We start from the raw sequence: 23,030 nt of genomic DNA, 5'->3' as shown, positions 1-23,030 counted from the left end.
AAGGATCGGTTTTCGAGGTGATCCGCCTGTATAGAAGGCGATAGGGTTCGCGCAGGGGCGCGGAGGACGCGGAGATGTTTCGCGCGTGGCAGAGCGTGGTCCTGTCATCACCAAGGTTCGATGAAGAGGGCCGCGTGTGCGACAAGCGTGCGCCTCAGCGTCCTCCGCGCCTCTGCGCCTCTGCGCGAACCATTCTCTTCCTTCTTAACCGATGTGGCTTCGCCGACCGGCCACCGGTCATTCGCGGTCGACCAGTTCCCGGTAGAGGCGGCGGTAGGCGCCGATGATCGTGTCGTGATCATAGTCGCGGCGGACCCGTTCGCGCATCGTCTCGCCCATCGTGCGGCGCTTTTCGGGGTCGCCGGCGATCGCCAGGATACCTGCGGCGGTCGCTGCCGGATTGACCAGCGGGGTAACGATCCCACCATGGCCGACGTCGCCGTCGCCGCGCCCCTCGATCATCTCGCGGCAGCTGCCGACGTCGGGGGCGACGACGGGGATACCGCAGGCGCCGCCCTCCAGAATCACCAGCGGCTGCGCCTCGGAGAGACTGGTGAGCACCAACAGGTCGATCTCCGCCATCCAGTCCTCGATGCGGACGCGGCCGGCGAAATCGAACACCGGTGCCAGCCCCAGATCGTCGACCAGCCGGGTGCATTCGTCGGCATATTCGGGGTCTTCGTCCGCCGGCCCCAGCACGGTGAAACGGATGTCGGGGCGCTCGGCATGGACGATGGCGGCGGCGCGGATGAAGGTCTTGATGTCCTTGATCGGCACCACCCGGCCGAGCAGCGCGACGAGCGGATGCGCCGGATCGCGCGCGTCGGCCATGCCGGTGAAGCGTCCCGAATCGATGCCGTTGGGAATGACGCGGACCCGGCCCGACGCCGCGCCGAGCCGGCGCTGGACCATGGTGTTCTCGCCATAGAGCGCGACGATCGGGTCGCAGGCGTCGTAGCAGGCGGTGCCATAGCTGGTGAAGGCGCGTACCCACAGGTCGCGCAGGTCGCGGACGCTGCGTTCGAGTTCGAGGCCGGTATCGACCTGATCGCCGATCCAGTCCGCCATCATCACCTCGATCTGCCGTTCGAGCAGGTAGATGCCGTGTTCGGTGATGAACGCCGGGCGGCCGGTCTGGCGCGCGGCACGGGCGGCGAGCAGGCCGGCGAAGCCGGTCGAGATGGTGTGATAGGCGCGCGCGCGCGGCAGCGGCGCGGTCAGCACCGCGAGCAGGCCGCCGAGCAGCACGCGCATTGCCCAGAAATAATGGTGGAACGATGCCTTGGGCAGCATCGCCTGATAATGGCGGCGCAGGCGCGCGAAGACCGCAGGATGCGACAGGATGTCGCCGGTCGCCGGCGGGCGCCGGAGGCTGCCGATCAGGTCGATCAGCGCCGCGAGCCGCTGCGCGTCGCCGGTCGCGACGAAGGCGACCAGCGCATCGGCGATCGGGATCGCGACGGTATCGGCGAGCGGGCGGGGCATCGCCGGTTCGGGCGCGAGGCCGATTTCGGTGACCGAGACGACGTTGGGCGGCGGTGTCAGGCGGAAGGGGGCGGCATCGGCGCCCGGCTTGATCGCGGCGATGGCGAAGCGGACGTCGGGCAGATGGGTGATGAGATCCTGCAGCCAGCCCGACACGCCGCCGATGACATAGGGATAGGCGCCCTCGACGATCAGGCAGACGTCGGCTTCGGGTGCGTCAGTATGATTCACGCCGCGGCTTCCGCCTGCCACCAGCGCGCCACCGTCAGCGCATCGCGGCTGGTCGCATCGGGGTCGGCGGCGAGCGTGTCGGCCGCCATCGCATCGATCGCGGCATAGTCGCCGGCCGCCCACAGCGCCTCGATCGCCAGCGCCTGCCGTGCAGGGTCGGCCGCAGGCATCATCGCCACCGCGTCCTCGCGCAAATGGCCACGTTGCGAATCCGACAGCAGGACGTCGGCGCGGGCATGATCCGCGAGCAGCGCGACGAGGCGCGACTGCGCCTCGGGATCGTCGCTGCGCTCTGCCAGCGTGGCGCGGGTCAGTATCAGATTGTGCGCGACGCGCGACGATGCGGCGGCGGCAAGCGCGCGGATCGTCTGGTCGCCGTCGGTCAGCGCCAGCGCGATCAACGGCGACAGGGAGGGTTCGAACGAACGGACGACGGTTTCCAGTGCCCGCCGTCGCGCACCGACGTCGCCGTGGCGCAGGATGGTGACGAGCGAGCTCAGCGTCTCGGGGCCGGCGTGGTGGATGCGCCCGTCGAGCATCCGCGCCGCGGCGAGGGTCGCGCCGCGCTGGCCGACGCGGACCGCGGCCGGGCCGAAGATGGCGTCGTCCGCCTGCGCGGCGGGCGCGGTGCGGCGGCGGGCCAGCGGCAGGGCGATGGCGATCCCGGCAGGTCCCAGCACGCCAAGGATCGCGGCGGCGAAGCTCAACATCTCGCCGCCGCGCAACCAGAGCGCATAGCCGAGCGCGGTGAGCAGCGCATGCGCGCCGAGCGCCCAGCCGGGGGCGAGCCCGTCGATCGCGCACAGGCTCCATAGCGCGATGTCGAGGATCGCGAGCGCCGCGAGCCGCGCGATCATGCGACCAGCCCGGCCGGTCTCGGCGATCGTTGCGCCGCGCGCGATGCATCGGCGAGCAGCGGCGTCAGCCATGTCCCGACCTCCGCCAGTTCCGCGACGCGGGATGCGTTCAGGGCGGCGAAGGGGAGGGCGTGGAGGATCAGGCATCCGACGAGGTCGTCGGTCGCGGGGTCGCAGAGCGGGACCGCGGCGACGCCGATGCCCTCCAGTGCCGCCCGGTCGCTGCGCCGCGCGACATGGAGGATGCCGCGCCGGCGAAGCAGCCGTTCGATCAGGGCGGTTGGCAGCACGTCGCGCCGGACCGCGGCCTGCGCGCCTCGCAGCCACGCCCGCGCCTCGTCCCCGGTGATGCGATAGCAGGTGAAATCCTCGGTCCGGGCGGCGAGCGCGGTCAGGTGCACGATCGCCTCGCGCCGGTCGGCCGGGTCGGCCGACGACAGCCGGGTGGCGGTATCGATGACATGGCCGAGCGTCGCGCTTTCGGTCGCGATCTGGACCTGTAGCCGGCGGTTGGTGCGCGACAGGGCGTCGAACGCCTCGGTCATCCGCGCGACGTTGCGCCGGGCGACGCGGCCGCGCCGTTCGAGGCGGGCGTGGCGGTTGGTGCGCAGGATCGTCACCTCGCCGATCGCCACCGCGGTGACGAACCAGAGCAATGGCGGCAGCGACAGGTGGAACAGATGATCCAGATAGTCGCGCTCGCCGCCGCTGTCATGGGCGTGGAGCAGCCACAGGCCGGAGGCGATGGCGGCGGCGATCACGCCCGGCCCGGTGCCATAGGCGAGCGCCATCACCACCACCGGCAGCCAATAGGGGCTCGGCTGGACGGCGGCGAAGCCGGTGCCGCCGGTCAGCCACCAGTCGAGCGCGACGAGCGCGACGAAGCCGAACGCGAGCTCGACCGCGATGCGGACCGGCCGGCGCCAGGGGGGAGGGGGCGCCGGCGTCATCGCGCCTCGCCCAGACTGCGGGTCAGCTGCGCACGGGCGAACAGCTGGCGGCCGGAAAAGCCCGCCCGCGCGATCGAGGTGATGCCGCCGCTGCCCTCGATCCGCCAGCCGATGCCGATCGGCGCGGCGACGCCGAGGCTGGCGGTCGGGCCGTCGCCACCGAAGCGGTCGACCGTCCAGCCGGCGAGGCCGGTCATCTGCACCACGCCGACGCTGCCGCTGACCAGTCCCTGCAGCGTATGATTCTCACGCGTGGCGAGCGGCACGATCGGGATGGCGTCGGCGCCGCGGCGCATGCGCTGGACGTATTCCGCCTCGTAACGATAGGTGAGGCCGAGCGCGGGAAACTGGCGCCGTATCAGATAGTCGACGCCGGCGCTGGCGACGATCGTGTCGCTCGCGCCGGGCAGGCCGGCGAGGCCGTAGCGGTTGGCGCCGACATCCGCCTGCACGACGACGCCGGGGGTCAGGCGATAGGTGACGCCGACGAGGGCGCGCGACAGATAGCCGCCCGCCAGCACCTGCGCTACGGTGGAATAATCGGGCATGTGGCGTAGCACGGTGGCGCGGAACTGTGCCTCCGCCGGGCCGGCGACGAGGCGGACGCCGCCGCCGGTCACCGCATCGTCGAGCGCGGCGGATGCGAGCAATTGCACGCGGACCGTCTCGTCGATCGTCGCCGCGACCGCGGCGTCGGCGACGGTCGCGCCGGCGCGCGTGTCGCCGGCGACCCGGCTGACCAGATGACGCACGCCGCCGCCGGCAGTCAGGCGCGCGCCGATCGCGGCATCGACCCGCGCCCCCAGTTCGACCTGCGACAGGTCGCTGCCATCGCGCGCGGTGACGGTGAGGCTCGCGGCGCCGGGATCCGCCGCGATGGCGCGGCGTGCGGCGCGATCGTCGGCGCCGAGCGCGCGATAGTCGCGCGCCGCGCCGCGCGAATCGCCATCGGCCGAGCGCGTGTCGGCGAGCAGTCGGGCGACGCTCTTGTCGTTCGGGTAGCGCGCGGCAAGCGCCGCCGCCCGCCGTCGCGCCGCACCGGTATAGCCGGCGGCGGCGTCGGCCTCGATCGCCGCGATCGCCGCATCACGCGCGGCATCGCCCTCCCGTGCGGATGGCGCGGCGACGGGGGCGGATGGCGCGAAGGCGACCGATACGGTCGTCCCCGCCTGTCGCCACGTCATCGTCCATCCCGGCGCGGGGCGCAGCACGAGGCTGTCGTCGTTCCAGCGCAGGTCGCCGATCGCCTCGCCGGCGGCTTTGCGAAACGCGTCGATCCGGTCGGCTGCCAGCGGCCGGTCGAAGCGTGCGACCATCTCGCCCTCGGCCTCCTCGACCCGCACGATCGTGCCGTCCGGCCACACCAGCAGGGGGGAGGGCGCAGTAACGCGCGCGTCGGCGAACACCGTAGGAGGCACCGACAGGACGGGGGGCTCCGCCAGACCGAGAAGCAGCGCGATCATTGCGCGAGGACCGTGCGGGCGCGGCCGGGTTGTCCGCCCGCGATCAGCAGCCGGGCGTGGAGGGCGGCGAGTGCGCGGTCTTGCGGCGCCCTCGTGCGCAAGCGCTCGACGATCGCGACCGCCTCCGCCCGGCGTCCGAGGCGGTCGAGCAGTTCGGCGCGCGCGCGGCTGTCCGGCGGGGTCTGCGCCAGCGCGCGTTCCAGCCACGGCCGTGCCGCGGCGGCACCGCCGGTCCGCGCCTGTGCGTCCGCCATCAGCCGCAGTGCGGCTGCATCGTCGGGCGCGGTCGCGAGATGATCGCGCAGCCATTTCACCGTCCCCGCGGCATCGCCGGCATTCCACGCCGCCCAGGCGAGATCGATCGCATCGCGTGGCTCGGCGACACCCGCCGCGATCCGTCGCCGGGCGAGTGCGCCCGCCGGCACCGCATCCGCTGGTGCCGCCGCGGCGACGCTACGCACTTGCGCGGGGCTGAGGTCGCGCCCGTCGAGCAGGGTGGCCGCCAGCTTTCGTGCGGCGGCATCGTCGCCCGCGGCACGCGCCAGCGACAGGCGGGTCAGCATCACCTCCGTCCGCGCCGCGAGCGGGTGGCGCGACAGGAAGGTCAAAGCTTCGGTCGGGCGATCGCGCTGCGCATAGAGCGCGAGCCAGTCGAGCTGGTCGGCCGGGGTGCCGCGCGTCGCCTGCTGCCGCAGCCACGCCAGATCGTCCGCCGCGGGCCGCGGTCCCATCAGGTAGAGCAGGCGCTGGGTCGCCGGACTGGTGACCGGCTGATCGATCGCGGCGCGGCGCAGCATCGCGCGGGCATCCTCGCGGAAACCCGCCGCCAGCAATTGCTCGGCTATCGTCTGCACCGGCGCGCCGGGTGCGGCCGCCCGGGTGAGCAGCAGGCGGCGCAGGCCGTCGCGGTCGCCCGCGCCGGTCATGATCGTCTCGCGCGCGGCATCGCGCTGGTCGGCAGGCAGGCGGTCGGCAGCGCGCAGCGCGGCGGCGGTATCGCGGGAGCGGGTGGCGACGCGGATCGCGAGCCACGGGTCCGCACTGCGCCAGTCCGCCCGCGTCGCGCGGTCGAGCATCACGATCAGGTCGCCGCGTCCGGCCTTGTCGGCGCGGCGCGCAAGATCGAGCGCGAGCGCCGCATCGGGCGGCGGGATCGCCCCGCGGGCGGCGGCGGCGATCACCAGATCGGGCCGGTCGAGGGCATAGGCCGTGGCGATAAGATCCGCCGGCTTGATGCCGCCGCGCCCGTGGGCAGCGTCCGAGACCAGCGCCGCAGCCTCGGCGGTGCGGCCGGCCTGTCGGAGGAGGTCGACGTAGAGCGCCCAGGTCGCAGGCGCGGCGCGGTCGGGACGCAGCCGAAGATAGGCGAGGGCGACGGCGGGTCGCTTCGCCGCGACCAGATCATAGGCGACCTGCGCCGTCGTCACCGGCTGCCCGTCGGCGACGAGTTCCGCGGTCAGCGTCGCGAGCGCCGCCGCATCGGCGGTGGGGATGGCGCCCGCGATCGAGGGCGGCGCCGGCATCAGCGCGTCCGGCCGCGCCGCGATCGAGGCGGGCGCGGGCGGTACGGACAGGTCGACCGGCTGCGCACGCCGTTGCGCGTGCAGCACCTCGCGCCGGCCGGGCAGCAGCAGCAGCCCGCCCGCAAGCAGGCCCAGTCCGGCGAGCACGGGGATGGCGACCGCCAGCCAGGCATGTTGACGCTTTGCAGTCATCCCGTCGGCTCGGGGATCAGGCGGTCGAGCGCCAGCGTCGCGACATAGGGGCGGAAGCCCGCCGCCCGCTCGCGCGCATAGAGGCCGGCGACCTGTCGCGCCGCGGACGGATCCCAATAGTCCAGCGTCGTGAGGGTCAGTGCCGGGTTACGCGCCTTCGCCGCGCGCAGCCGATCCGCCTGCCATTGCCAGTCGCTGTCGCTGAGCAGCTCGTAGCGTTTGGTCGTGAAGTTCCAGCGCGACGCCATCGCCTCGCCCAGCACGACGTCGATCCTGGTCGCGACGTCCGGCAGCATCGCATAGCCCCGGTTCAGCATCATCCGCATCGCCGGGAAGCGCGCGCGCAACTGACCGATCAATGCGGCACCTGCCGCGACCATGCCCTTGTTTGCTATAGCATTCTGTTGCTCCATCGCTTCGACGCTATCCATCGTATCGATGAAGATTCCGTCATAGCCGAGCGCGAGGACGTCGGGCACGATCCGTTCGATCACCGCGCGGCGGGCAGCCTCGTGGCGCAGGTCGAGCATGCGTGCATCGGGCCAGTTCGGGTTGGGCGGGCCAAGCGCGCCCGCGGCATCCAGCGCCGCGAAATAGCTGCGGTTCCGCTCCACCTCGCCCAGGCTGACATAGCCGAGCAGGCGGCTGCCCGGCCCACGCAGCGGCGCGATAGGGCGGGCGTGATGCGGCTCCAGCACCAGCAGGCGATAGCGGCGGGCGATCGCGGGATCGCTCGCCGGGCCGTAATCGACCGCCCAGTCCCAGTCGCCGGCGGCGGGCAGCGCGCGTTTCTTCGCCGCGGCGTCGATCGGCGCCTTCAGCCCCAGCGTCAGCCCGACCGCGCCGAGCGTCAGCATCCTGCGTCGTCCCCAATGGACCTGATCCGTCACAGCAACCGCCCCCCATGCCCGACGACCGACGGGTTGTTACCGACGAACAGCAGATAGGTGAGGTTGACCGTCGCCTCCGCCACCAACGCCAGTCCGACCGATGCGCCCACCACCGCGCCGGCCATATAGCCCCAGCCGAACGCTGCGAACCCCTGATCCCATTGCAGCAGCGTGGCGATCGCGCTGCCGATCGCGAACAGGCTCCACGTCATCAGGATGCGGCCGAACAGGTCGTAATAGGCGAGCACCACCGTCGCGGCGATCGCGACGAGGTGGAACACCGCGCCGAGCGAGGTCTGGCGGAAGGCGAAGATCGCGCGCGCATCGGCGCCGATCCAGTCGAACAACGGCACCGCCAGCACCCAGGACAGCGCGGCGGCGAGCGCCTGGACGAGCACCAGCAGCCGCAGCCCGTCGAGCAGGGTGGTGGCGACGTCCCGGCGCGCTTCTTCGATCCGCTCGAGCGTCGAGGTGCCGGTGCAGCGCGCGATCAGGTCGCCGAAAGCGCGGTCGAAGCGGGTTTCGGCGACGATCAGGATCAGCGTCAGCCCCGGCACCATCGTCAGCAGGCCGAGGAAGCTGCCCTGATCGTTGATCGGGTTGAGCCGCAGCAGGCCGACCGCGGCGATACTGTCGGGGCCGACCCACAACAGCCATTTGTCGATCCAGATCGCCGCCACCGCGGCGACGCCGGCCGCGGCGACGATCCGCGCGAGTTGGGGCGCGATCGCGTCGCGCGGCGGGAGCGTCGCGATCGTCGCGAAATGGCCGCGTATGACCCAGACGATCGCGGCCAGCGTCAGGCCGATCCCCGCGGCGATGACCGCCAGCGCTTGCGCAATGCCGGGATGCGGGATCAGCAGCAGCGCGATCGCGGCAAAGGCGATGCCGAACAGATAGGCGAGCGGCACGGCGCGATAGCGGCGCAGCGCGGTGAGCAGTGGCGCGGCGATCCAGATCTGGGTGAGCCAAGCAAGGATGATCGTCGCGATCGTCGCCTGCAGGAGCGGCAGTCCGGCGAGGAGCCCGAACACCAGCGCGCCGACCGCCAGCGCGAGCGCTCCGCCCGCCGCCAGTGCGACGATCACGATGCCGGTGACGCCGGCCGCGTCGCGCGCGAAGATCCGGTCGGCGGCCATGCGGGTGGCGAGGATGCCGATCGGCGCGGCGGCGAGCGCGGACAGGCTGAAGGCGTAGACGAGCACGGTCTGGACGACGCGGCCGCCCTCGCTGCCGAGGTGGCGCAGCGTCCAGCCGTCGAGCAGCGCCATCGCGATCGCGGTGATGAGCCAGGGGCCCGCGCTGATGATCGCACCGAATGCGGCGGCGCCGACGATACCGCCGACGCCGCCTTCGCGTGCGGTCTTCGCAAGTTGGAACCCTATGCCGGCCATGACGTCGACCGCGTCATCACACGATCACATGAAGAAGTCGTTTGCAGTCAGGGTGTGATGGCCGAACAGCGCGACCGAGAAATCGGCCGTCGAGCCGGCATTGGTATTGCCTTCGACGATCGTATATTCCTTGCCGCTGATGATCTGGTAGCTGTAGCGCAACTGGCCGGGGGCAGTGAATTTGGTGCCCTGACCTATGAAGCTGAACGCCTGGTCGCCGCGGGCGAGCAGCGATGTGTTGGCGTCGATCGCCGACAGGTCGATCTTGTCCTCGCCCTGCACGAAGTCGCGGATGATGTCGCGCGTGCCCAGCGCGGCGCCGCTGTCCGTCGTCGCCTCGAAGCGGAAGATGTCCCTGCCCGCGCCGCCGGTCAGCAGGTCGACGCCGCGACCGCCGGTCAGGATGTCGTCGCCGGCGCCGCCGTCCATCGTGTCGGTGCCGTCACCGCCCAGCAGCGTGTCGTTGCCGTCGCCGCCGTTCAGCGTGTCGTTGCCGAGCCCGCCGATCAGGCGGTCGTTGCCGCCGAGGCCGTTGATGACGTCGTTGCCCCAGCTGCCGTCGAGCACGTCCTGTTCGCTGGTGCCGGTCATCGTTTCGGACAGGATGGAGCCCGTCTTCGTGATGCCGACCACGTCGGTGACGCCGATCGTCAGCGTCTGCGTGTCGATCGCGCCGCGCGCGTCGGTGGCGACGACCGTCACCGCATAGATATTGTCGCGATTGGCGTCGGTCGGCGCCTCGTAATCGGGCGCGGTGATGAATTTCAGGACGCCGGTGGTCGCATCGATGGTGAAGTTGCCGCCGTCGCCGCCCGCCTGGATCGAATATTTGATCGAATCGCCCCAGACCGCATTGGCGTCGGTCGCGGTGATCGTGGTGAGCGCGGTGCCGTTCTCGGCGATCGACAGCGCGCCGGTGGTGCCGCCGCCGAACGAGGTCAGCACCGGGCCGACGTTCGCCTCGTGTCCGACCTTGACGTCGTGGGTGCCGATCGTGCCGATGTCGATCGTCAGGATCTCGCCGATCTGGCTGGCGATCTTGCCGCCGGTGACGGTGACCCAGTCGGTGCCGGGCGCCTTCACGTCGACGACGACCTTGCCCTCGCCCTGCACGGTGAACGACAGGTCGCGGCCATCGCCGCTCAGCGCGGTCAGCTCGGCGCGCATCGGCAGCGCGGTGATGTGGGTCACGTCGTCGGCCACCGCACCCATGGTGATCGTATAGGTGCCGCCCGCCTTGGGCAGGAACACCTTGTCCGCGTCATAGGCATACCAGCCCGCGACGCTCTTGATGACCTGTCCCTTGCCCTGGCCGTCGACGTCGAGGCTGAAGGTGCCGGTGGTCGCGCCGACCGTCGCGGTGATCGTGTCGCCCACCACCCTGGTCGTGATCGTCGTGTTCTGGAACGCGCTGATCCGGGTCGCGAGATCGGCAAGGGTGACGAATTCGAGGTCCGCCTTCGCCGCCTGCGCGATGAAGTCGGTGAACATCTGCTTGGTGTAGCCGCTGACGGTGCCGTCGCTGGTCCACATCGTCGGGCCGTAATCGTGCCACGGCCAGACGACGACGGGGGCATCGCCGCCCGCGGTCAGCCCGGCCAGTTCCTTCGCCCAGACCGCGCTCGCCTCGGCGACCGTCTTCTTCTGGAATTCGATCAGCGAGAAGTCGAACGAGGTGTTGGGCGCGATATAGACCTTGTCGTCCGCGGCATTCTGCGGGATCATGAAGCCGAAGGCGTTGGGATAGCCCGCGCCGACGCCCGAATAGCCGCCGCTGAGATAGGTCACGTACTTCAGGATTTCCTGGCTGGTCGCGATCTGTTCGGGCGCGCCCGGCACCGCGGCGCCGCCGACCGTCACCGTCTTGCCGAGGAAGGCGCTGAGCTGCTTTTCCAGCTCGGCGCGCGACTGGCCGAATTCGAACTTGATCTGTTCGTCGGTCAGCAGGTTGGTGTTCTCGGGATGGGTATAGCTGTGCGAACCCAGCTCGTTGCCCATGTCGAGCAGCTGCTTGTAATATGGCAGCGACACCGCCCAGTCGGTCGACTGGCCCGTCGTCGGGCTGTTGCCGACGTTGACGTAATAGCTGCCGACGAAATTGTAGTTGTTTTTCCACTCGGTGAGGATCGGCATCAGCTTGTCGTAGATGCCGGGCGCGTTGTTCTCGGGATTGACCTCCTCGCGCTCCTGGCTCTGGTCCATGTCGACGCGCGAGGCGAACATGCCGGCTTCGCGCGTCATCTGCACGCCGACCGACAGGCCGCTGCCATGGACCGAATAGTCGATCGCCTTCTGGAGCAGATTGTCGTCCGCCATCACAGCCTCGGACGAGAAGATGACGTTGCGGCCACCGGTCTGCGTCGCGATCGCGGCCGCATAGGTCTGGCCGTTGATCGTCTCGGTCGCGATCGTCGTGCCGGTGCCGCTCTCGCTTTTGAACGCGTTCCAGCCGACGCCCGCATATTGGCGCACGACCTGCCCGTCGGCATAGCCGTCGAACACGGTGCCGGCCGCGTCGGTCGCCTTGACGGTGACGTCCGCCGGGAAGCCGCCGGTGACGCGGGTCGCGTCGAACAGCAGCTTCATCCGTGCATAGCTGTCGCCGGGAAGCGCGCTGTTGTCGGCGGCGTTGGTCATGAACTCGCCCGCCGCGACGAGGCCGATGCCGAACTGTCTGGCCGCCTGTTCCAGCGTCTGCGCGATCAGGTCGGCCTTGCCCGCGTCGACGTTGCGGAACGAGGGGAAGACGATCGAATCGTATTTCGCCAGCGTCGCGAGGCTGGTGAGGTCGCTTTCGGTCAGAATGTCGAACGGCACGCCGGCCTGCATCGCCTGGCTCTGCGCGGCCATGAACAGCTGCGAATAGGCGGTCTTGCTGAAATAGTTGTTCGCCGTCGTTTCCGACCAGACGATCGCGATACGGTGATCGGCGGCGGCGGTGACGCCGGTGTCGTTGAAGACGGTGAACGGCGCGGACGAATAGCTGCCGGGCAGGAAGACGTTGTCGTTGACGTCGTAGATCGTGTCGATCGCCTGCGGATTGCCGATGTCGACCTTGGGAACGCGGAATTCGACGGTCGTGCGATCGGCGTTCCACACCGCCTGCAGGCCGCCCGCGACGAGCGTCTCACCGGCGCCGCCACGATAGAGCGAGACGGTGCCGTCGGCGGCGAAGTTGACGTTATATTCGGCGCCGCCGGCGAAGCCGAACACCTGATAGCCCGTCGTCGCGTTGCGATCGGTGTTGAGCCAGGCGGTGGTGTTGACGCCGATCACGGTCGGTGCCGTCATCGCGAAGACGAAATCGGCGCCGTCCGCCCGGGCGTAGATGGCGTAGCCGTCGGGCAGCCCGCGATCGATCCGGTCCGCCGACGTCCAGTCGTTCAGATTGCCGTCCAGAATGAGCGGTGCTGCATTCGCCATGCCGAAAGATTCCCCGTTAACCATCAACCGGCCTGCTGGAGGCCCCCGTTACTTCGCCCGTAGCAACATGCGCGCAGATGTCGAAGAGGGATAAGGCAGAAGAGTGGGCCGGATGTTGTGCCAATGCGGCACCATGGCTGTCCCGACGATCGAAGCGGGACGTTAACCGCATTTCTTTACTTGAGAATCCGGTATCCGCGCGTGGCCCGATTGCCTTGGCGGACGACGGCGGGCAGGGAGGGGCGGTCGGCACGCACCGCCGACGCATCGCATTGCCGACGAAGCGGAACATCGCCTGCTCCCTCGCGCTATGCCGTCAGGTCCGCCATCCGCGGATCATATCAATGCAAAGAGGTTATCTATGGCCGCAGACAAACTCGACATCGACATCGCCACCGTCCTCGACAATCCGAACGAGCGGCAGGTGGAATTCTCCGGCGAAGTCGATGCCGAAGAGTTGCAGTTCGCCGTGCAATATGACGTGCTGGAAGCGCTGAGCGGCGACGCCCCCGAAGAGGATGATGCGGTCGAGATGTTCAACCGCTTTTCCGACGAGATCGCCGAAGCGGGGCTCGCGGCGCTGGCGCGCAATCCGGACCAGTCGCTGATCGTGATAAGCGAGAACGACCTCGAATAGACCGATCGAGGAAGATGCGGGGCGGCGCCGTCGAACGCCGCCCCGCCGGTGACACTTATTCGTCGACGCCGAGCGTTTCCTTGGCGGCCTGCAGTGCGGCCTTGCCGCCCTTGCGCACCGTCTTGACCGCGCCGGCGGCGGACTGTTCGACCTTTTCCCCAGCCTTGCGGCCCAGGCCGATCGTCTTGGCCATCGCGCTGCGGCTCTCGCTGTAGGACGGCGCGACCATCGGATAGTCCGACTTCAGGCCATAACGCTGGCGATATTCGTCCGGCGTCAGGCCGTGCGTCGTCAGGTGGCGACGCAGGGTGCGATAGGGCTTGCCGTCGATCATCGAGATAATGTGATCGCGCGAGGCGAGCGACTTGCGCGCCGAGACGGCCGGGACGTGATCCTGCGCCGTCGCTTCGGTCTCGCCCGCTTCGGGATTGGCCAGCTTTCCGACCGCCGCGAACATGGATTGCAGGAATGCCGGAACATCATCCGCCGACGTGCGCGTGTTCGGGTTGCTGAGCCATGCAATGGTCAGCTCGGTGGCAAGCTCGACGGTATTCGTCTCTTTGTTCATTCGGGTTACTCGCTTGGTCGGACGGGGGATGTCGATACCTGGGGGAGGATCGACGGTGACCTAAAAGACTTTTGGCGGGATAAAGTCAAAAGAACAATTTCGGCTGATGTCATCGGCGCAGTCGATCAATTGTGGTTATGTGACGACGAACCGGAAAAACGATGCCGTGCCAAGAGTCGGGCGGTCTAGTCGAAGTTCATGCATGCGGCGCGATCCTCGCCCCGACTGGCGCGGAACCCGGCGGGCACCGCCCGGCGACGGGAACGGAGCCCTTCGCTCAAGTGTATTGTTTCAACGGCTTACAAGACGGGATATTCATGGCGCTTACTCCACGTCTTTCCGGGCAGGTGGCGGCGCGCGCGCACCATTCGCCCGCTGCGGCGGTATTACAGAAGATCGAACCCTTTTTCGCGATCGGGCAAATTTCGGGCGGTCCGCTGCTGATCGCCACGCTGATCGCGCTGGTCGTGGTCAATTCGCCCATCGGGGCCGAATATATCCGGCTGTGGGATCGCGGGGTGCGGATCAGCTATGGCAGCTGGTCGTTCGCCCGGCCCGCCGCGGAATGGATCAACGATGCCCTGATGCCGCTGTTCTTCCTCATCATCGGGACGGAGGTGAAGCGCGAGTTCGTCAAGGGATCGCTGTCGTCGCTCCGCACCGCGGTGTTTCCGATCGCGGGCGCGATCGGCGGCCTCGTCGCGCCGATCGCCATCTATCTGGCGTTCAACCTCGGCACGCCGACGCAGCATGGCTGGGGCGTCGTCGCGGCGATGGATACCGCGTTCAGCCTCGCGATCGTCGCGATGTTCACGACGCGGCTGCCGGTGGCGGTGCGCGCGGTGCTGCTCGCCTTCGCCGCGATCGACGACGTGTTCGGGCTGCTGGTGATCGCGGTCGCCTATACCGCGTCGATCGACCTGTGGTTCCTCGGCCTCGCCGGGGTGGCCTATGCCGGTATCCTCGGCCTGTTGCGGCTGCGCTGGGTCGCGCCGATCCCCTATGTGCTGCTCGGCATCGTCGTGTGGATCGGCGTGTTCGGCTCGGGCGTGCATCCGACGATCGCCGGGGTCGCGGTCGGCCTGCTGCTGCCCACGCGGTCGCGACTGTCGGAAGGACGGTTCGCCGAGCGGGTGCAGGCCCCGATCGACCAGTTCAAGGAGGCGCATGCCGCGGCCGAGCGGACCGACGATCCGGCGGAGGCGGAGGAGCAGCGGGACAGCGCGCAGCGGCGGCTGGGCTATATCCACGAGATGGCGGCAGCGACCGACGAGGCGGCCGAACGGCTGGTCCGGGTGCTGACGCCCTGGGTGTCTTACATCGTCATGCCGCTGTTCGCCCTGTCGAACGTGCGCATCCATTTCTCCGCCGACCTCATCGCGGAGGCGGTGCACGCGCCGCTCGCCATCGGCGTCGTCGCGGGGCTGGTGATCGGCAAACCGCTGGGCTTCCTCGCCGCGACATGGGCGGCGACGCGGGTGGGGGCGGCGTCGCTGCCCGAGGGCGTCAACTGGAGGATGGTGCTGGGGATCGGCGGCGTCGCCGGAATCGGCTTCACCATCTCGCTGTTCATCGCCGAACTCGCCTTCACCGATCCGGTGCAGACCGAGCTGGCGGCGCTCGCCATCCTCGTCGCTTCGGTTGTGTCGGGCGTGTTCGGCTATGTCATGTTCTGGAAGGCGGCCGGGCCGGTGGGGGACGACTGACCGATGTAAGGGAGATCGGGGTTCGCGCGGAGGCGCGGAGGGCGCGGAGAGGGGCCGCTTGAGGCGGCGTGCCCTCTCATCTTCGACGTTCGATAGAAGGGCCGTGGATGCCGTGGGCGCCACGTCTTTGCGTCCTCTGCGCCTCGGCGCGACCCATCTACGTGGAAGGTCGCTTCAGCCCTGCGCAAGCGTGGCGTGGGCGAGGCCGGTTTCCAGCCCGCGCAGTTCGGCGAGGCCGCGCATCCGGCCGAGCAGCGAATAGCCAGGGTTGGTGTGTTTGCCGAGGTCGTCGAGCATCTGGTGGCCGTGGTCGGGGCGCATCGGGATCCTGCGGCCGGTACGGCGCTGCAGCCGCTGGACCGCGGCGACCACGGCGGGCATCCCCGCATCGCCGCCCAGATGGACCGCCTCGTGGAACGCGCCCTGCGGCTCGCGCTGGACGGCGCGCAGATGGAGGAAGCCGATCCGGTCGCCAAGCCGGTCGACCATGCCGGGCAGGTCGTTGTCGGCGCGCACCCCGAAGGAACCGGTGCACAGGCACAGCCCGTTCGACGGATTGGGGACGGCATCGAACAGCGCCGCGACGTCGGCTTCGGTGCTGACGACGCGGGGCAGGCCGAACAGCGGGAAGGGGGGATCGTCCGGGTGGACGACGAGCTGCACGCCGGCCGCGTCGGCCACGGGGCAGACCGCCTCGAGAAACGCGACGTGGTTGGCGCGCAGCCGGTCGGCATCCACGCCGTCATAGGTGCCGATCGCCCGCAGGAAGGCGGCGGCGGTGAAGCTTTCCTCGCTGCCCGGCAGGCCAGCAATGATCGTGCGTTCGAGCCGATGCCGCGCATCGGCGTCGAGCGCGGCGAAGTGGCGATCGGCGGCGGCCACCACCTCCGGCGTATAGTCGCGCGCCGCGCCCGGGCGGCGGAGGATGTGGAGGTCGAACGCCGCCACCGCCGCCATCTCGAAGCGCAGCGCCAGCGCGCCGTCGGGCAGCGCCCAGGCGAGATCGGTCCGCGTCCAGTCGAGCAGCGGCATGAAATTATAGGTGACGACGCGGATGCCGCAGGCGGCGAGATGGCGCAGGCTGTCGCGATAGGCGTGGATCAGGCGATCCCAGTCCGGCCCGCGGCGCTTGATCTCCTCGTGCACCGGCAGACTCTCTACCACCGTCCAGTCGAGCCCTGCCGCCTGCACCATCTCCCGGCGCGCGGCGATCGCCTCGCGTGGCCAGACCGCACCGTTGGGGAGGTCGTGCAGCGCGGTGACGACCTCGCTCGCGCCCGCCTGGCGGATGTCGCGCAGGGTCACGGGGTCGGCGGGGCCGAACCAGCGCATCGTCTGCGTCATCATCACGGGCTCAACGGCCATCACATCGCCTCACGTCGTTCCATCGGCTGCCGGAAAATGGCACCGACGCTGACGCTTAACGGGTGAAATTTGGCCTGTCCAGATTGGTATGACCACCTGCTAGGGAGATAAGCGTTTGCGTTAGCGGCGCGGTCCCAAAGTGCGCCGTACCGCATCCCGCCAGCCCGCGACCAGCGGTGCGCGCGCCTCCGCCGTCATGTCCGGCTCGAAGCAGCGTTCGCGCGACCACAGCGCCGACAGATGGGCGAGCCCCGACCAGACGCCGGTCGCGAGGCCGGCGTGGAAGGCGGCGCCGCGGGCGGTGGTCTCTAGATCTTCGGGGCGCTCGACCGGCGTGTCGATCATGTCGGCGAGGAAGCCACACAGCCAGTCGTTCGCCGCCATGCCCCCGTCGACGCGCAGGATTGCGGGCCGTCCGCCGCCGTCCGCCGCCATCGCGTCCACGAGGTCCATCGTCTGGAATGCCACCGCCTCCAGCGCCGCGCGCGCCAGATGCGCCGCGCCCGCGCCCAGCGTCAGGCCGTAGATGGCGCCGCGCGCCTCCGGGTCCCAATGCGGCGCGCCGAGGCCGGCGAAGGCCGGGACCATATAGACGCCGTGATTGTCGGGAACGCGGGTCGCGAGGTCGTCGGTCTGGCTGGCGTGGGTGATGACGCCGATGCCATCGCGCAGCCACTTCACCGCCGCACCTGCGACGAAGATCGACCCCTCCAGCGCATAGGTCGTCCGCCCGTCGAGCCGGTAGGCGGGGGTGGTGAGCAGGCGATGCTGCGATTCGACCGCCTCCTCGCCGGTGTTGAGCAGCATGAAGCAGCCGGTGCCATAGGTCGATTTGGCCATGCCCGGATCGAAGCACGCCTGCCCGAACAGCGCCGCCTGCTGGTCGCCGGCGATCCCCGCCACCGGCACGGCCGCGCCGAGCAGGGCGGGGTCGGTGGTGCCGTAGAGGTACGCATTGTCGTGGACCTGCGGCAGCATCGCCTCGGGCACGCGGAGCAGGCGGCACAATTCGGCGTCCCAGCACTGGCGGTGGATGTCGTAGAGCATCGTCCGCGAAGCGTTGGTGATATCGGTCGCGTGCACCGCACCCCCGGTCAGCCGCCAGAGCAGGAAGCTGTCGATCGTTCCGAAGGCGAGCTCGCCACGCTCGGCGCGCGCGCGGGCGCCGGCGACATGGTCGAGCATCCAGGCGATCTTGGTCGCGGAGAAATAGGGGTCGATCAGCAGCCCGGTCCGCGCCCGCACCAAATCCTCGGCGCCGTCCGCCTTCAGTTCCTGACAGCGCGGCGCACCGCGCCGATCCTGCCAGACGATCGCGCGATGGATCGCCTCGCCGTTTGCCCGGTCCCAGACGACCGCCGTCTCGCGCTGGTTGGTGATGCCAATCGCCGCGAGGTCCTGCGCGGTCAGCCCGCTCGCCGACAGTGCGTCGCGTCCCGTGGCGAGCGCGTCGCGCCAGATGTCCTCCGGGTCATGCTCGACCCAGCCCGGCTGGGGATAATGTTGCGCGAATTCGGCCTGCGCGATGCCGACCCGCCGCGCCGCGCCGTCGAAGACGATGCTGCGCGTCGACGTGGTGCCCTGATCGATCACCAGGATATGCGTCTTGGCCACGTCGCCTCTCCTACAGCGCTTCGTTCGAAAGTTCGGATCGTTTCGAACGAAGGTCAAGTGTTCCGGTTCGTCGCGCGATGCGTTATGGTCGCCGACGACAACGAAGGGTGTAGCACAATGGACCGATGGCCGGACGACCCCGTGGACCTGCTCATCGTCGGTGGCGGCATCAACGGCTCCGGCATCGCCCGCGACGCCGCCGGGCGCGGCCTGTCGGTGCTGCTGGTCGAGCAGGACGACCTCGCCAGCCATACCTCCTCGGCGTCGACCAAGCTGATCCACGGCGGGCTCCGCTACCTCGAATATGGCGAATTCCGGCTGGTGCGCGAGGCGCTGATCGAGCGCGAACGGCTGTGGGGCATGGCGCCGCACATCATCTGGCCGCTGCGCTTCGTCCTGCCGCAGACCCAGTCGCCGCGGCCCGCCTGGATGGTGCGGCTCGGCCTGTTTCTTTACGATCATCTCGGCGGGCGGAAGCGCCTGCCGGGCACGCAGAGCGTCTCGCTCGCAGGCTCGCCGCTGGGGGAGGGGCTGTCGCCGCGGGCGGGCAGGGCATTCGTCTATTCGGACTGCTGGGTCGAGGACAGCCGCCTCGTCGTGCTCAACGCGCTCGACGCGGCGGAGCGTGGCGCGACGATCGCCACTCGTACGCGCCTGATCGCGGCGAGCCGGACCGGGACGGGGTGGGGCGCCGATCTGGAACAGGCGGACGGCACCCGTCGCCGGGTCGCGGCGCGCGCACTGGTCAACGCCGCCGGGCCATGGGTCGCCGACGTGCTCGGCAAGACCGCGGGCGCGCGCAACGACCGGTCGGTGCGGCTGGTCAAGGGCAGCCATATCGTCGTGCCGCGCCTCTACGAGGGCGATCACGCCTTCATGCTGCAGAACGCCGATCGCCGGATCGTCTTCGCCATCCCCTATGAGGGCGCGTTCACGCTGGTCGGCACCACCGACGAGCCATGGACCGACCCGCCCGGCCGAGGGACGATCGACGCGGAGGAGACGCGCTATCTGCTCGATACCATCCGCCATTATTTCGCACGACCGGTCGCGGTGGCGGATATCGTCTGGAGCTATTCGGGGATCCGGCCGCTCTACGACGACAAGGCGGCCAATGCCTCCGCCGTGACGCGCGACTACGTCCTCGATCTCGACGCGGACGAGGGGCGGGCGCCGATGCTGAGCGTCTATGGCGGCAAGATCACCACCTATCGCAAGCTCGCTGAACATGCGCTGCGCGACCTCGCGCCCTTGTTGTCCGACGCGGGTCCGGCGTGGACCGCGGGCGCGCCGCTGCCCGGCGGCGACATGCCCGATGCCGATTTCGGGCGGTTCGCGGACGCATTGGCGGCACGCCATCCGCGATTGCCGCCGGCGCTGCTGCGCCGCCTCGCGCGGGCCTATGGCACGCGGGTGGTGGCGATCCTCGCGACGGCGACGACCGTGGACGACCTCGGCCCCGATCTTGGCGGCGGGCTGCATGCGGCGGAGGTCGATTATCTCGTCGCGAACGAATGGGCGCGCACCGCGGAGGACGTGCTGTGGCGCCGCAGCAAGCTCGGCCTGCACGTGCCCGCAGGCACGGCGGAGCGGCTGGCGGCGTATCTCGCATGAGCGACGCGGACGTGCCGACGCGCCACGAGCGCATCGTCGATCTTGCACGGCAGGCGGGGCGCGTCTCGGTCGAGGGGCTGGCCAATACGCTCGGCGTAACGCCGCAGACGATCCGCAAGGACCTGACGACGCTCGAACGCCGCGCCCTGCTCACCCGCGTCCACGGCGGTGCGGTGCCGGGTTCGGGGACCGACAATCTCGCCTATGCCGAGCGGCGCGGTATCGCCGTCGCCGCCAAATCGGCGATCGGCGCAGCGGCGGCCACGCTGGTCCCGGACGGCGCCAGCCTGTTCATCAACATCGGCACCACCACCGAGGCGATCGCCCGCCATCTGGTCGACCGGACCAGGCTGATGGTCATCACCAACAACCTCAACGTCGTCGACATCCTTGCCGACCGGCCGGGGATTACGGTGATCGCGGCCGGCGGTCGCGTCCGCCCGAGCGACCGTGCGGTGATCGGCGGCATCGCGATGGACTTCATCCGCGGCTTCAAGGTCGATATCGCGCTGATCGGCGCATCGGGGATCGAGGCCAATGGCGACTTCCTCGACTATGATGTCGACGAGGTGCGCGTGTCGCAGACGATCATCCGTAACGCGCGTCAGGTAATCCTGGCGATCGACGCCTCCAAGCTTGACCGGCCGGCGCCGGTGCGCATCGGCAAACTCGACGATATCGATTGGCTGGTGACCGATCGCGCGTCCGAGGCGTTGCGCGCCGCCTGCGTCGCGGCGGACGTCCGTATCGCCGAAACCGATGCCGACCGGGGTGGCGCTGCCGCGGTGTGACACGCGAGGCGCGACGTTGCATCTGCGAAACGGCTTTCGTCCGGGTGACGGGTCGGCTAGGGGCGCCCGCATGGTATACAAACGCAACGTGATCGCCGCACGACTGCCCCAGCCCGAATTCGACGGCCGATGGGGTCTGCGTTCGGCGCTGGACGGCCGGTGGCTGCCGGTGGTCTATGCCAGCGAGGCGGAGGCGAGCGCCGCCGCCAGCGGCCTTCGCGCGTCGCCCGTCAACGACAACGGCTCGGTGCCGTCCGTGCAGCTGTCATGGGGCTGACACAGCCCTGAGCTAACGGTCGCCTCCATCGTCTGGAGGTCGAAATCGTGAAGAGTGCCAGCCCGTTGATGGCCGACGAACTGGTCGCCTGCGTCGCGAGCGGCATTCCCGCGACGCCGGCGCAGGTATCGCATCTGGCGGCGCGGATCTGGGCGGAGGCGGCATGCCACCGCTCCGCCTTCGCATGGGGGGACCTGCCGCCCGGTGCGGCGGACCGGACGTTCGCCCTGCGATCGGCGGCGATGGCGCTGAACGGCGGCTGATCGAGGCACGGACCCTTTGTGCCGTCGCGCCGGGTGTGGGCGCCTTCTGCAGGGTCAGGCCGGACCGGATATGGTCAAGCGACCATGCCTTCGACACGATCGATATCAACGATGCCTGACCGGGTTTCCGATGTGGTGGATTTTGCGTCACCTCCCGGCACTCCGGATGGCTCCTACAGCCGCCGCTGGTGACCCCTACGAGAATCGAACTCGTGCTTACGCCGTGAGAGGGCGTCGTCCTAACCGCTAGACGAAGGGGCCATGAGCGGTGAAGCGCGCTTCTAGGCGGCGGGCGATGGGGCGTCAAGAGACTTCTCGTGACGCCCCACCGGAACGCGTCAGGCGGCGGCCCGGCGGCGCTCCGCCATTTCCTCGTTGAGCATCTCGGCGAGCAGGAACGCGAGTTCCAGGCTCTGCCCGGCGTTGAGGCGCGGGTCGCAATGCGTGTGATACCGATCGGCAAGCGATTGTTCGGTGACGTCGATCGCGCCGCCGGTGCATTCGGTGACGTTCTGACCGGTCATTTCGGCATGAATGCCGCCGGCATGCGTCCCCTCGGCGCGGTGGACGGCGAAGAACCCGCGCACCTCGGCGAGGATCCGGTCGAACGGCCGCGTCTTGTAGCCGGTCACCGCCTTCACGGTGTTGCCGTGCATCGGATCGCAGCTCCACACCACTGGATGCCCCTCGCGCGTCACCGCGCGCACCAGCTTCGGCAGATGCGTTTCAATCTTGTCGTAGCCGTAGCGGGTGATGAGCGTCATCCGCCCCGGCACCCGGCCCGGATTGAGCGTGTCGAGCATCCGCAGCAGATTGTCCGGCTCCAAGCTGGGGCCGCACTTGACGCCGATCGGATTGCCGATGCCGCGCAGGAACTCGACGTGCGCCGAGCCCTCGAAACGGGTGCGGTCGCCGATCCACAGGAAGTGCGCCGACGTGTCGTACCAGTCGCCAGTCAGCGAATCCTGCCGGGTCAGCGCCTGTTCGAACGGCAGCAGCAGCGCTTCGTGGCTGGTGTAGAAATGCGTCTGGGCGAGCTGCGGCACCGTCTCGGGATCGATCCCGCAGGCGGCCATGAATTCGAGCGCCTCGCCGATCCGGTCCGCCGTCTCGGCATATTTCTTCGTCCACGGGCTGCGGCCCATGAAGTCGTGCGTCCAGCGGTGGACCTGATGCAGATTGGCATAGCCACCCTGCGCGAAGGCGCGGAGCAGGTTGAGCGTCGCCGCCGATTGCGAATAGGCGCGGATCATCCGCTGCGGATCGGGGATGCGGCTTTCGGCGGTGAAGGCGATGTCGTTGACGTTGTCGCCGCGATAGCTCGGCAGTTCGACGCCATCGATCGTTTCATTGGGCGCGGAGCGAGGCTTGGCGAACTGGCCCGCCATCCGGCCGAGCTTCACCACCGGCAGCTTCGAGGCGAAGGTCAGCACGACCGCCATCTGCAGGATGACGCGGAAGGTGTCGCGGATATTGTTGGCGCTATGTTCCGCGAACGATTCGGCGCAGTCGCCGCCCTGCAGCAGGAACGCCTTGCCCTCGGCGACCTTGCCCAGTTCCGCGGTCAGGTTGCGCGCCTCGCCGGCGAAGACGAGCGGCGGAAACGTCTCCAGCGCATCGGTCGCGCGGGTGAGCGCGGCGGCATCCGGATAGTCGGGGAGCTGGCGGGCCTCGGCCTTGGTCCAGCTGTCGGGGGCCCAGTTCGCGGCCATAATCATGTCGTCCTTCGGGGTGTAAACGCCGGGCGACATGCGCCCAAAACGGTCTTTGCGCAATGAAGGAACGCT

Annotated in this window: 18 protein-coding genes and 1 tRNA gene; 6 read left to right on the top strand and 13 right to left on the bottom strand. The window is 69.4% G+C overall.

The window, feature by feature from the left end; all coding sequences use genetic code 11:
* Window positions 1-237: 237 nt before the first annotated feature.
* Genes pelF through AC1RTO_RS07775 form a run of 8 tightly spaced genes read right to left on the bottom strand, consistent with a single transcriptional unit; the run spans window position 238 to window position 12,408 of the window.
* The gene (pelF, locus tag AC1RTO_RS07810; protein ID WP_493160252.1) at window positions 238-1,716 is read right to left on the bottom strand and encodes a GT4 family glycosyltransferase PelF; all 1,479 of its coding nucleotides are present in this window, start codon (window positions 1,714-1,716) and stop codon (window positions 238-240) included.
* Window positions 1,713-2,573, bottom strand: coding sequence for a hypothetical protein (locus AC1RTO_RS07805; RefSeq protein ID WP_493160251.1), 861 nt, complete (start codon window positions 2,571-2,573; stop codon window positions 1,713-1,715). The genes pelF and AC1RTO_RS07805 overlap by 4 nt, the downstream gene beginning before the upstream one ends.
* Window positions 2,570-3,523, bottom strand: a complete 954-nt coding sequence (locus tag AC1RTO_RS07800) for a hypothetical protein (RefSeq protein ID WP_493160250.1) — start codon at window positions 3,521-3,523, stop codon at window positions 2,570-2,572. The genes AC1RTO_RS07805 and AC1RTO_RS07800 overlap by 4 nt, the downstream gene beginning before the upstream one ends.
* On the bottom strand, window positions 3,520-4,986 hold the full coding sequence (locus AC1RTO_RS07795) for a hypothetical protein (protein ID WP_493160249.1): 1,467 nt from the start codon (window positions 4,984-4,986) through the stop codon (window positions 3,520-3,522). Before AC1RTO_RS07795 ends, AC1RTO_RS07800 begins: the two co-directional genes overlap by 4 nt.
* Window positions 4,983-6,701: a hypothetical protein gene (locus tag AC1RTO_RS07790; protein WP_493160248.1), complete on the bottom strand. Its 1,719-nt coding sequence runs from the start codon at window positions 6,699-6,701 to the stop codon at window positions 4,983-4,985. The genes AC1RTO_RS07795 and AC1RTO_RS07790 overlap by 4 nt, the downstream gene beginning before the upstream one ends.
* The gene (locus tag AC1RTO_RS07785; protein WP_493160247.1) at window positions 6,698-7,558 is read right to left on the bottom strand and encodes a glycoside hydrolase family 191 protein; all 861 of its coding nucleotides are present in this window, start codon (window positions 7,556-7,558) and stop codon (window positions 6,698-6,700) included. Before AC1RTO_RS07785 ends, AC1RTO_RS07790 begins: the two co-directional genes overlap by 4 nt.
* Before the next feature lie 29 nt (window positions 7,559-7,587).
* The gene (pelG, locus tag AC1RTO_RS07780; protein ID WP_493160246.1) at window positions 7,588-8,985 is read right to left on the bottom strand and encodes an exopolysaccharide Pel transporter PelG; all 1,398 of its coding nucleotides are present in this window, start codon (window positions 8,983-8,985) and stop codon (window positions 7,588-7,590) included.
* 24 nt (window positions 8,986-9,009) lie between these two features.
* Window positions 9,010-12,408 (bottom strand): M10 family metallopeptidase C-terminal domain-containing protein, encoded by a 3,399-nt coding sequence (locus AC1RTO_RS07775; RefSeq protein ID WP_493160245.1) that lies wholly within the window; start codon window positions 12,406-12,408, stop codon window positions 9,010-9,012.
* Between the two features lie 361 nt (window positions 12,409-12,769).
* Here AC1RTO_RS07775 and AC1RTO_RS07770 point away from each other — a divergent pair, with 361 nt between their 5' ends.
* On the top strand, window positions 12,770-13,045 hold the full coding sequence (locus AC1RTO_RS07770) for a DUF1488 family protein (RefSeq protein WP_293878448.1): 276 nt from the start codon (window positions 12,770-12,772) through the stop codon (window positions 13,043-13,045).
* Between the two features lie 55 nt (window positions 13,046-13,100).
* Here AC1RTO_RS07770 and AC1RTO_RS07765 read toward each other — a convergent pair whose 3' ends face one another.
* Window positions 13,101-13,613 carry a Ros/MucR family transcriptional regulator gene (locus tag AC1RTO_RS07765; protein ID WP_493160244.1) on the bottom strand — a complete coding sequence of 171 codons (513 nt, stop codon included), beginning with the start codon at window positions 13,611-13,613 and terminating at the stop codon, window positions 13,101-13,103.
* A gap of 317 nt (window positions 13,614-13,930) precedes the next feature.
* Between AC1RTO_RS07765 and nhaA the strand changes: the two genes are divergently transcribed.
* Window positions 13,931-15,319 (top strand): Na+/H+ antiporter NhaA, encoded by a 1,389-nt coding sequence (nhaA, locus tag AC1RTO_RS07760; protein ID WP_493160243.1) that lies wholly within the window; start codon window positions 13,931-13,933, stop codon window positions 15,317-15,319.
* A gap of 174 nt (window positions 15,320-15,493) precedes the next feature.
* Here the strand turns inward: nhaA and uxuA are convergent, their stop codons facing one another.
* Together uxuA and glpK are read right to left on the bottom strand one after the other, a co-directional pair.
* Window positions 15,494-16,684, bottom strand: a complete 1,191-nt coding sequence (gene uxuA, locus AC1RTO_RS07755) for a mannonate dehydratase (RefSeq protein ID WP_493160242.1) — start codon at window positions 16,682-16,684, stop codon at window positions 15,494-15,496.
* Window positions 16,685-16,804: 120 nt separating this feature from the next.
* A complete protein-coding gene (gene glpK / locus AC1RTO_RS07750) occupies window positions 16,805-18,298 on the bottom strand; it encodes a glycerol kinase GlpK (RefSeq protein ID WP_493160241.1) in 1,494 nt (497 codons plus the stop codon).
* A 117-nt stretch (window positions 18,299-18,415) separates the two neighbouring features.
* Here glpK and AC1RTO_RS07745 point away from each other — a divergent pair, with 117 nt between their 5' ends.
* From AC1RTO_RS07745 to AC1RTO_RS07730, 4 genes are all read left to right on the top strand, one after another.
* On the top strand, window positions 18,416-19,912 hold the full coding sequence (locus tag AC1RTO_RS07745) for a glycerol-3-phosphate dehydrogenase (RefSeq protein ID WP_493160240.1): 1,497 nt from the start codon (window positions 18,416-18,418) through the stop codon (window positions 19,910-19,912).
* A complete protein-coding gene (locus AC1RTO_RS07740) occupies window positions 19,909-20,703 on the top strand; it encodes a DeoR/GlpR family DNA-binding transcription regulator (protein WP_493160239.1) in 795 nt (264 codons plus the stop codon). Before AC1RTO_RS07745 ends, AC1RTO_RS07740 begins: the two co-directional genes overlap by 4 nt.
* Before the next feature lie 70 nt (window positions 20,704-20,773).
* A complete protein-coding gene (locus tag AC1RTO_RS07735; RefSeq protein WP_493160238.1) occupies window positions 20,774-20,980 on the top strand; it encodes a hypothetical protein in 207 nt (68 codons plus the stop codon).
* Window positions 20,981-21,027: 47 nt separating this feature from the next.
* Entirely contained in the window at window positions 21,028-21,243 is a 216-nt protein-coding gene (locus tag AC1RTO_RS07730) for a hypothetical protein (RefSeq protein ID WP_493160237.1), read from the top strand.
* A gap of 186 nt (window positions 21,244-21,429) precedes the next feature.
* Here AC1RTO_RS07730 and AC1RTO_RS07725 read toward each other — a convergent pair.
* Both AC1RTO_RS07725 and AC1RTO_RS07720 read right to left on the bottom strand, forming a co-directional pair.
* A tRNA-Glu gene (locus AC1RTO_RS07725) sits at window positions 21,430-21,504 on the bottom strand.
* A 77-nt stretch (window positions 21,505-21,581) separates the two neighbouring features.
* Window positions 21,582-22,955, bottom strand: a complete 1,374-nt coding sequence (locus tag AC1RTO_RS07720; protein ID WP_294138636.1) for a class II 3-deoxy-7-phosphoheptulonate synthase — start codon at window positions 22,953-22,955, stop codon at window positions 21,582-21,584.
* Between the last annotated feature and the right edge of the window lie 75 nt (window positions 22,956-23,030).

The sequence above is a fragment of the Sphingomonas sp. GW821-FHT10F09 genome (assembly GCF_058809195.1).
This window is presented reverse-complemented; position numbering and strand designations above follow the sequence as displayed.

What these genes read in the sequence shown, in the direction of transcription:
- AC1RTO_RS07805 (WP_493160251.1), bottom strand. Translation starts at nt 2,573, where the DNA reads ATGATCGCGCGGCTCGCGGCGCTCGCGATCCTCGACATCGCGCTATGG.
- AC1RTO_RS07800 (WP_493160250.1), bottom strand. Translation starts at nt 3,523, where the DNA reads ATGACGCCGGCGCCCCCTCCCCCCTGGCGCCGGCCGGTCCGCATCGCG.
- AC1RTO_RS07795 (WP_493160249.1), bottom strand. Translation starts at nt 4,986, where the DNA reads ATGATCGCGCTGCTTCTCGGTCTGGCGGAGCCCCCCGTCCTGTCGGTG.
- AC1RTO_RS07790 (WP_493160248.1), bottom strand. Translation starts at nt 6,701, where the DNA reads ATGACTGCAAAGCGTCAACATGCCTGGCTGGCGGTCGCCATCCCCGTG.
- AC1RTO_RS07785 (WP_493160247.1), bottom strand. Translation starts at nt 7,558, where the DNA reads ATGCTGACGCTCGGCGCGGTCGGGCTGACGCTGGGGCTGAAGGCGCCG.
- pelG (WP_493160246.1), bottom strand. Translation starts at nt 8,985, where the DNA reads ATGGCCGGCATAGGGTTCCAACTTGCGAAGACCGCACGCGAAGGCGGC.
- AC1RTO_RS07775 (WP_493160245.1), bottom strand. Translation starts at nt 12,408, where the DNA reads ATGGCGAATGCAGCACCGCTCATTCTGGACGGCAATCTGAACGACTGG.
- AC1RTO_RS07770 (WP_293878448.1), top strand. Translation starts at nt 12,770, where the DNA reads ATGGCCGCAGACAAACTCGACATCGACATCGCCACCGTCCTCGACAAT.
- AC1RTO_RS07765 (WP_493160244.1), bottom strand. Translation starts at nt 13,613, where the DNA reads ATGAACAAAGAGACGAATACCGTCGAGCTTGCCACCGAGCTGACCATT.
- nhaA (WP_493160243.1), top strand. Translation starts at nt 13,931, where the DNA reads ATGGCGCTTACTCCACGTCTTTCCGGGCAGGTGGCGGCGCGCGCGCAC.
- uxuA (WP_493160242.1), bottom strand. Translation starts at nt 16,684, where the DNA reads ATGGCCGTTGAGCCCGTGATGATGACGCAGACGATGCGCTGGTTCGGC.
- AC1RTO_RS07745 (WP_493160240.1), top strand. Translation starts at nt 18,416, where the DNA reads ATGGACCGATGGCCGGACGACCCCGTGGACCTGCTCATCGTCGGTGGC.
- AC1RTO_RS07740 (WP_493160239.1), top strand. Translation starts at nt 19,909, where the DNA reads ATGAGCGACGCGGACGTGCCGACGCGCCACGAGCGCATCGTCGATCTT.
- AC1RTO_RS07735 (WP_493160238.1), top strand. Translation starts at nt 20,774, where the DNA reads ATGGTATACAAACGCAACGTGATCGCCGCACGACTGCCCCAGCCCGAA.
- AC1RTO_RS07720 (WP_294138636.1), bottom strand. Translation starts at nt 22,955, where the DNA reads ATGGCCGCGAACTGGGCCCCCGACAGCTGGACCAAGGCCGAGGCCCGC.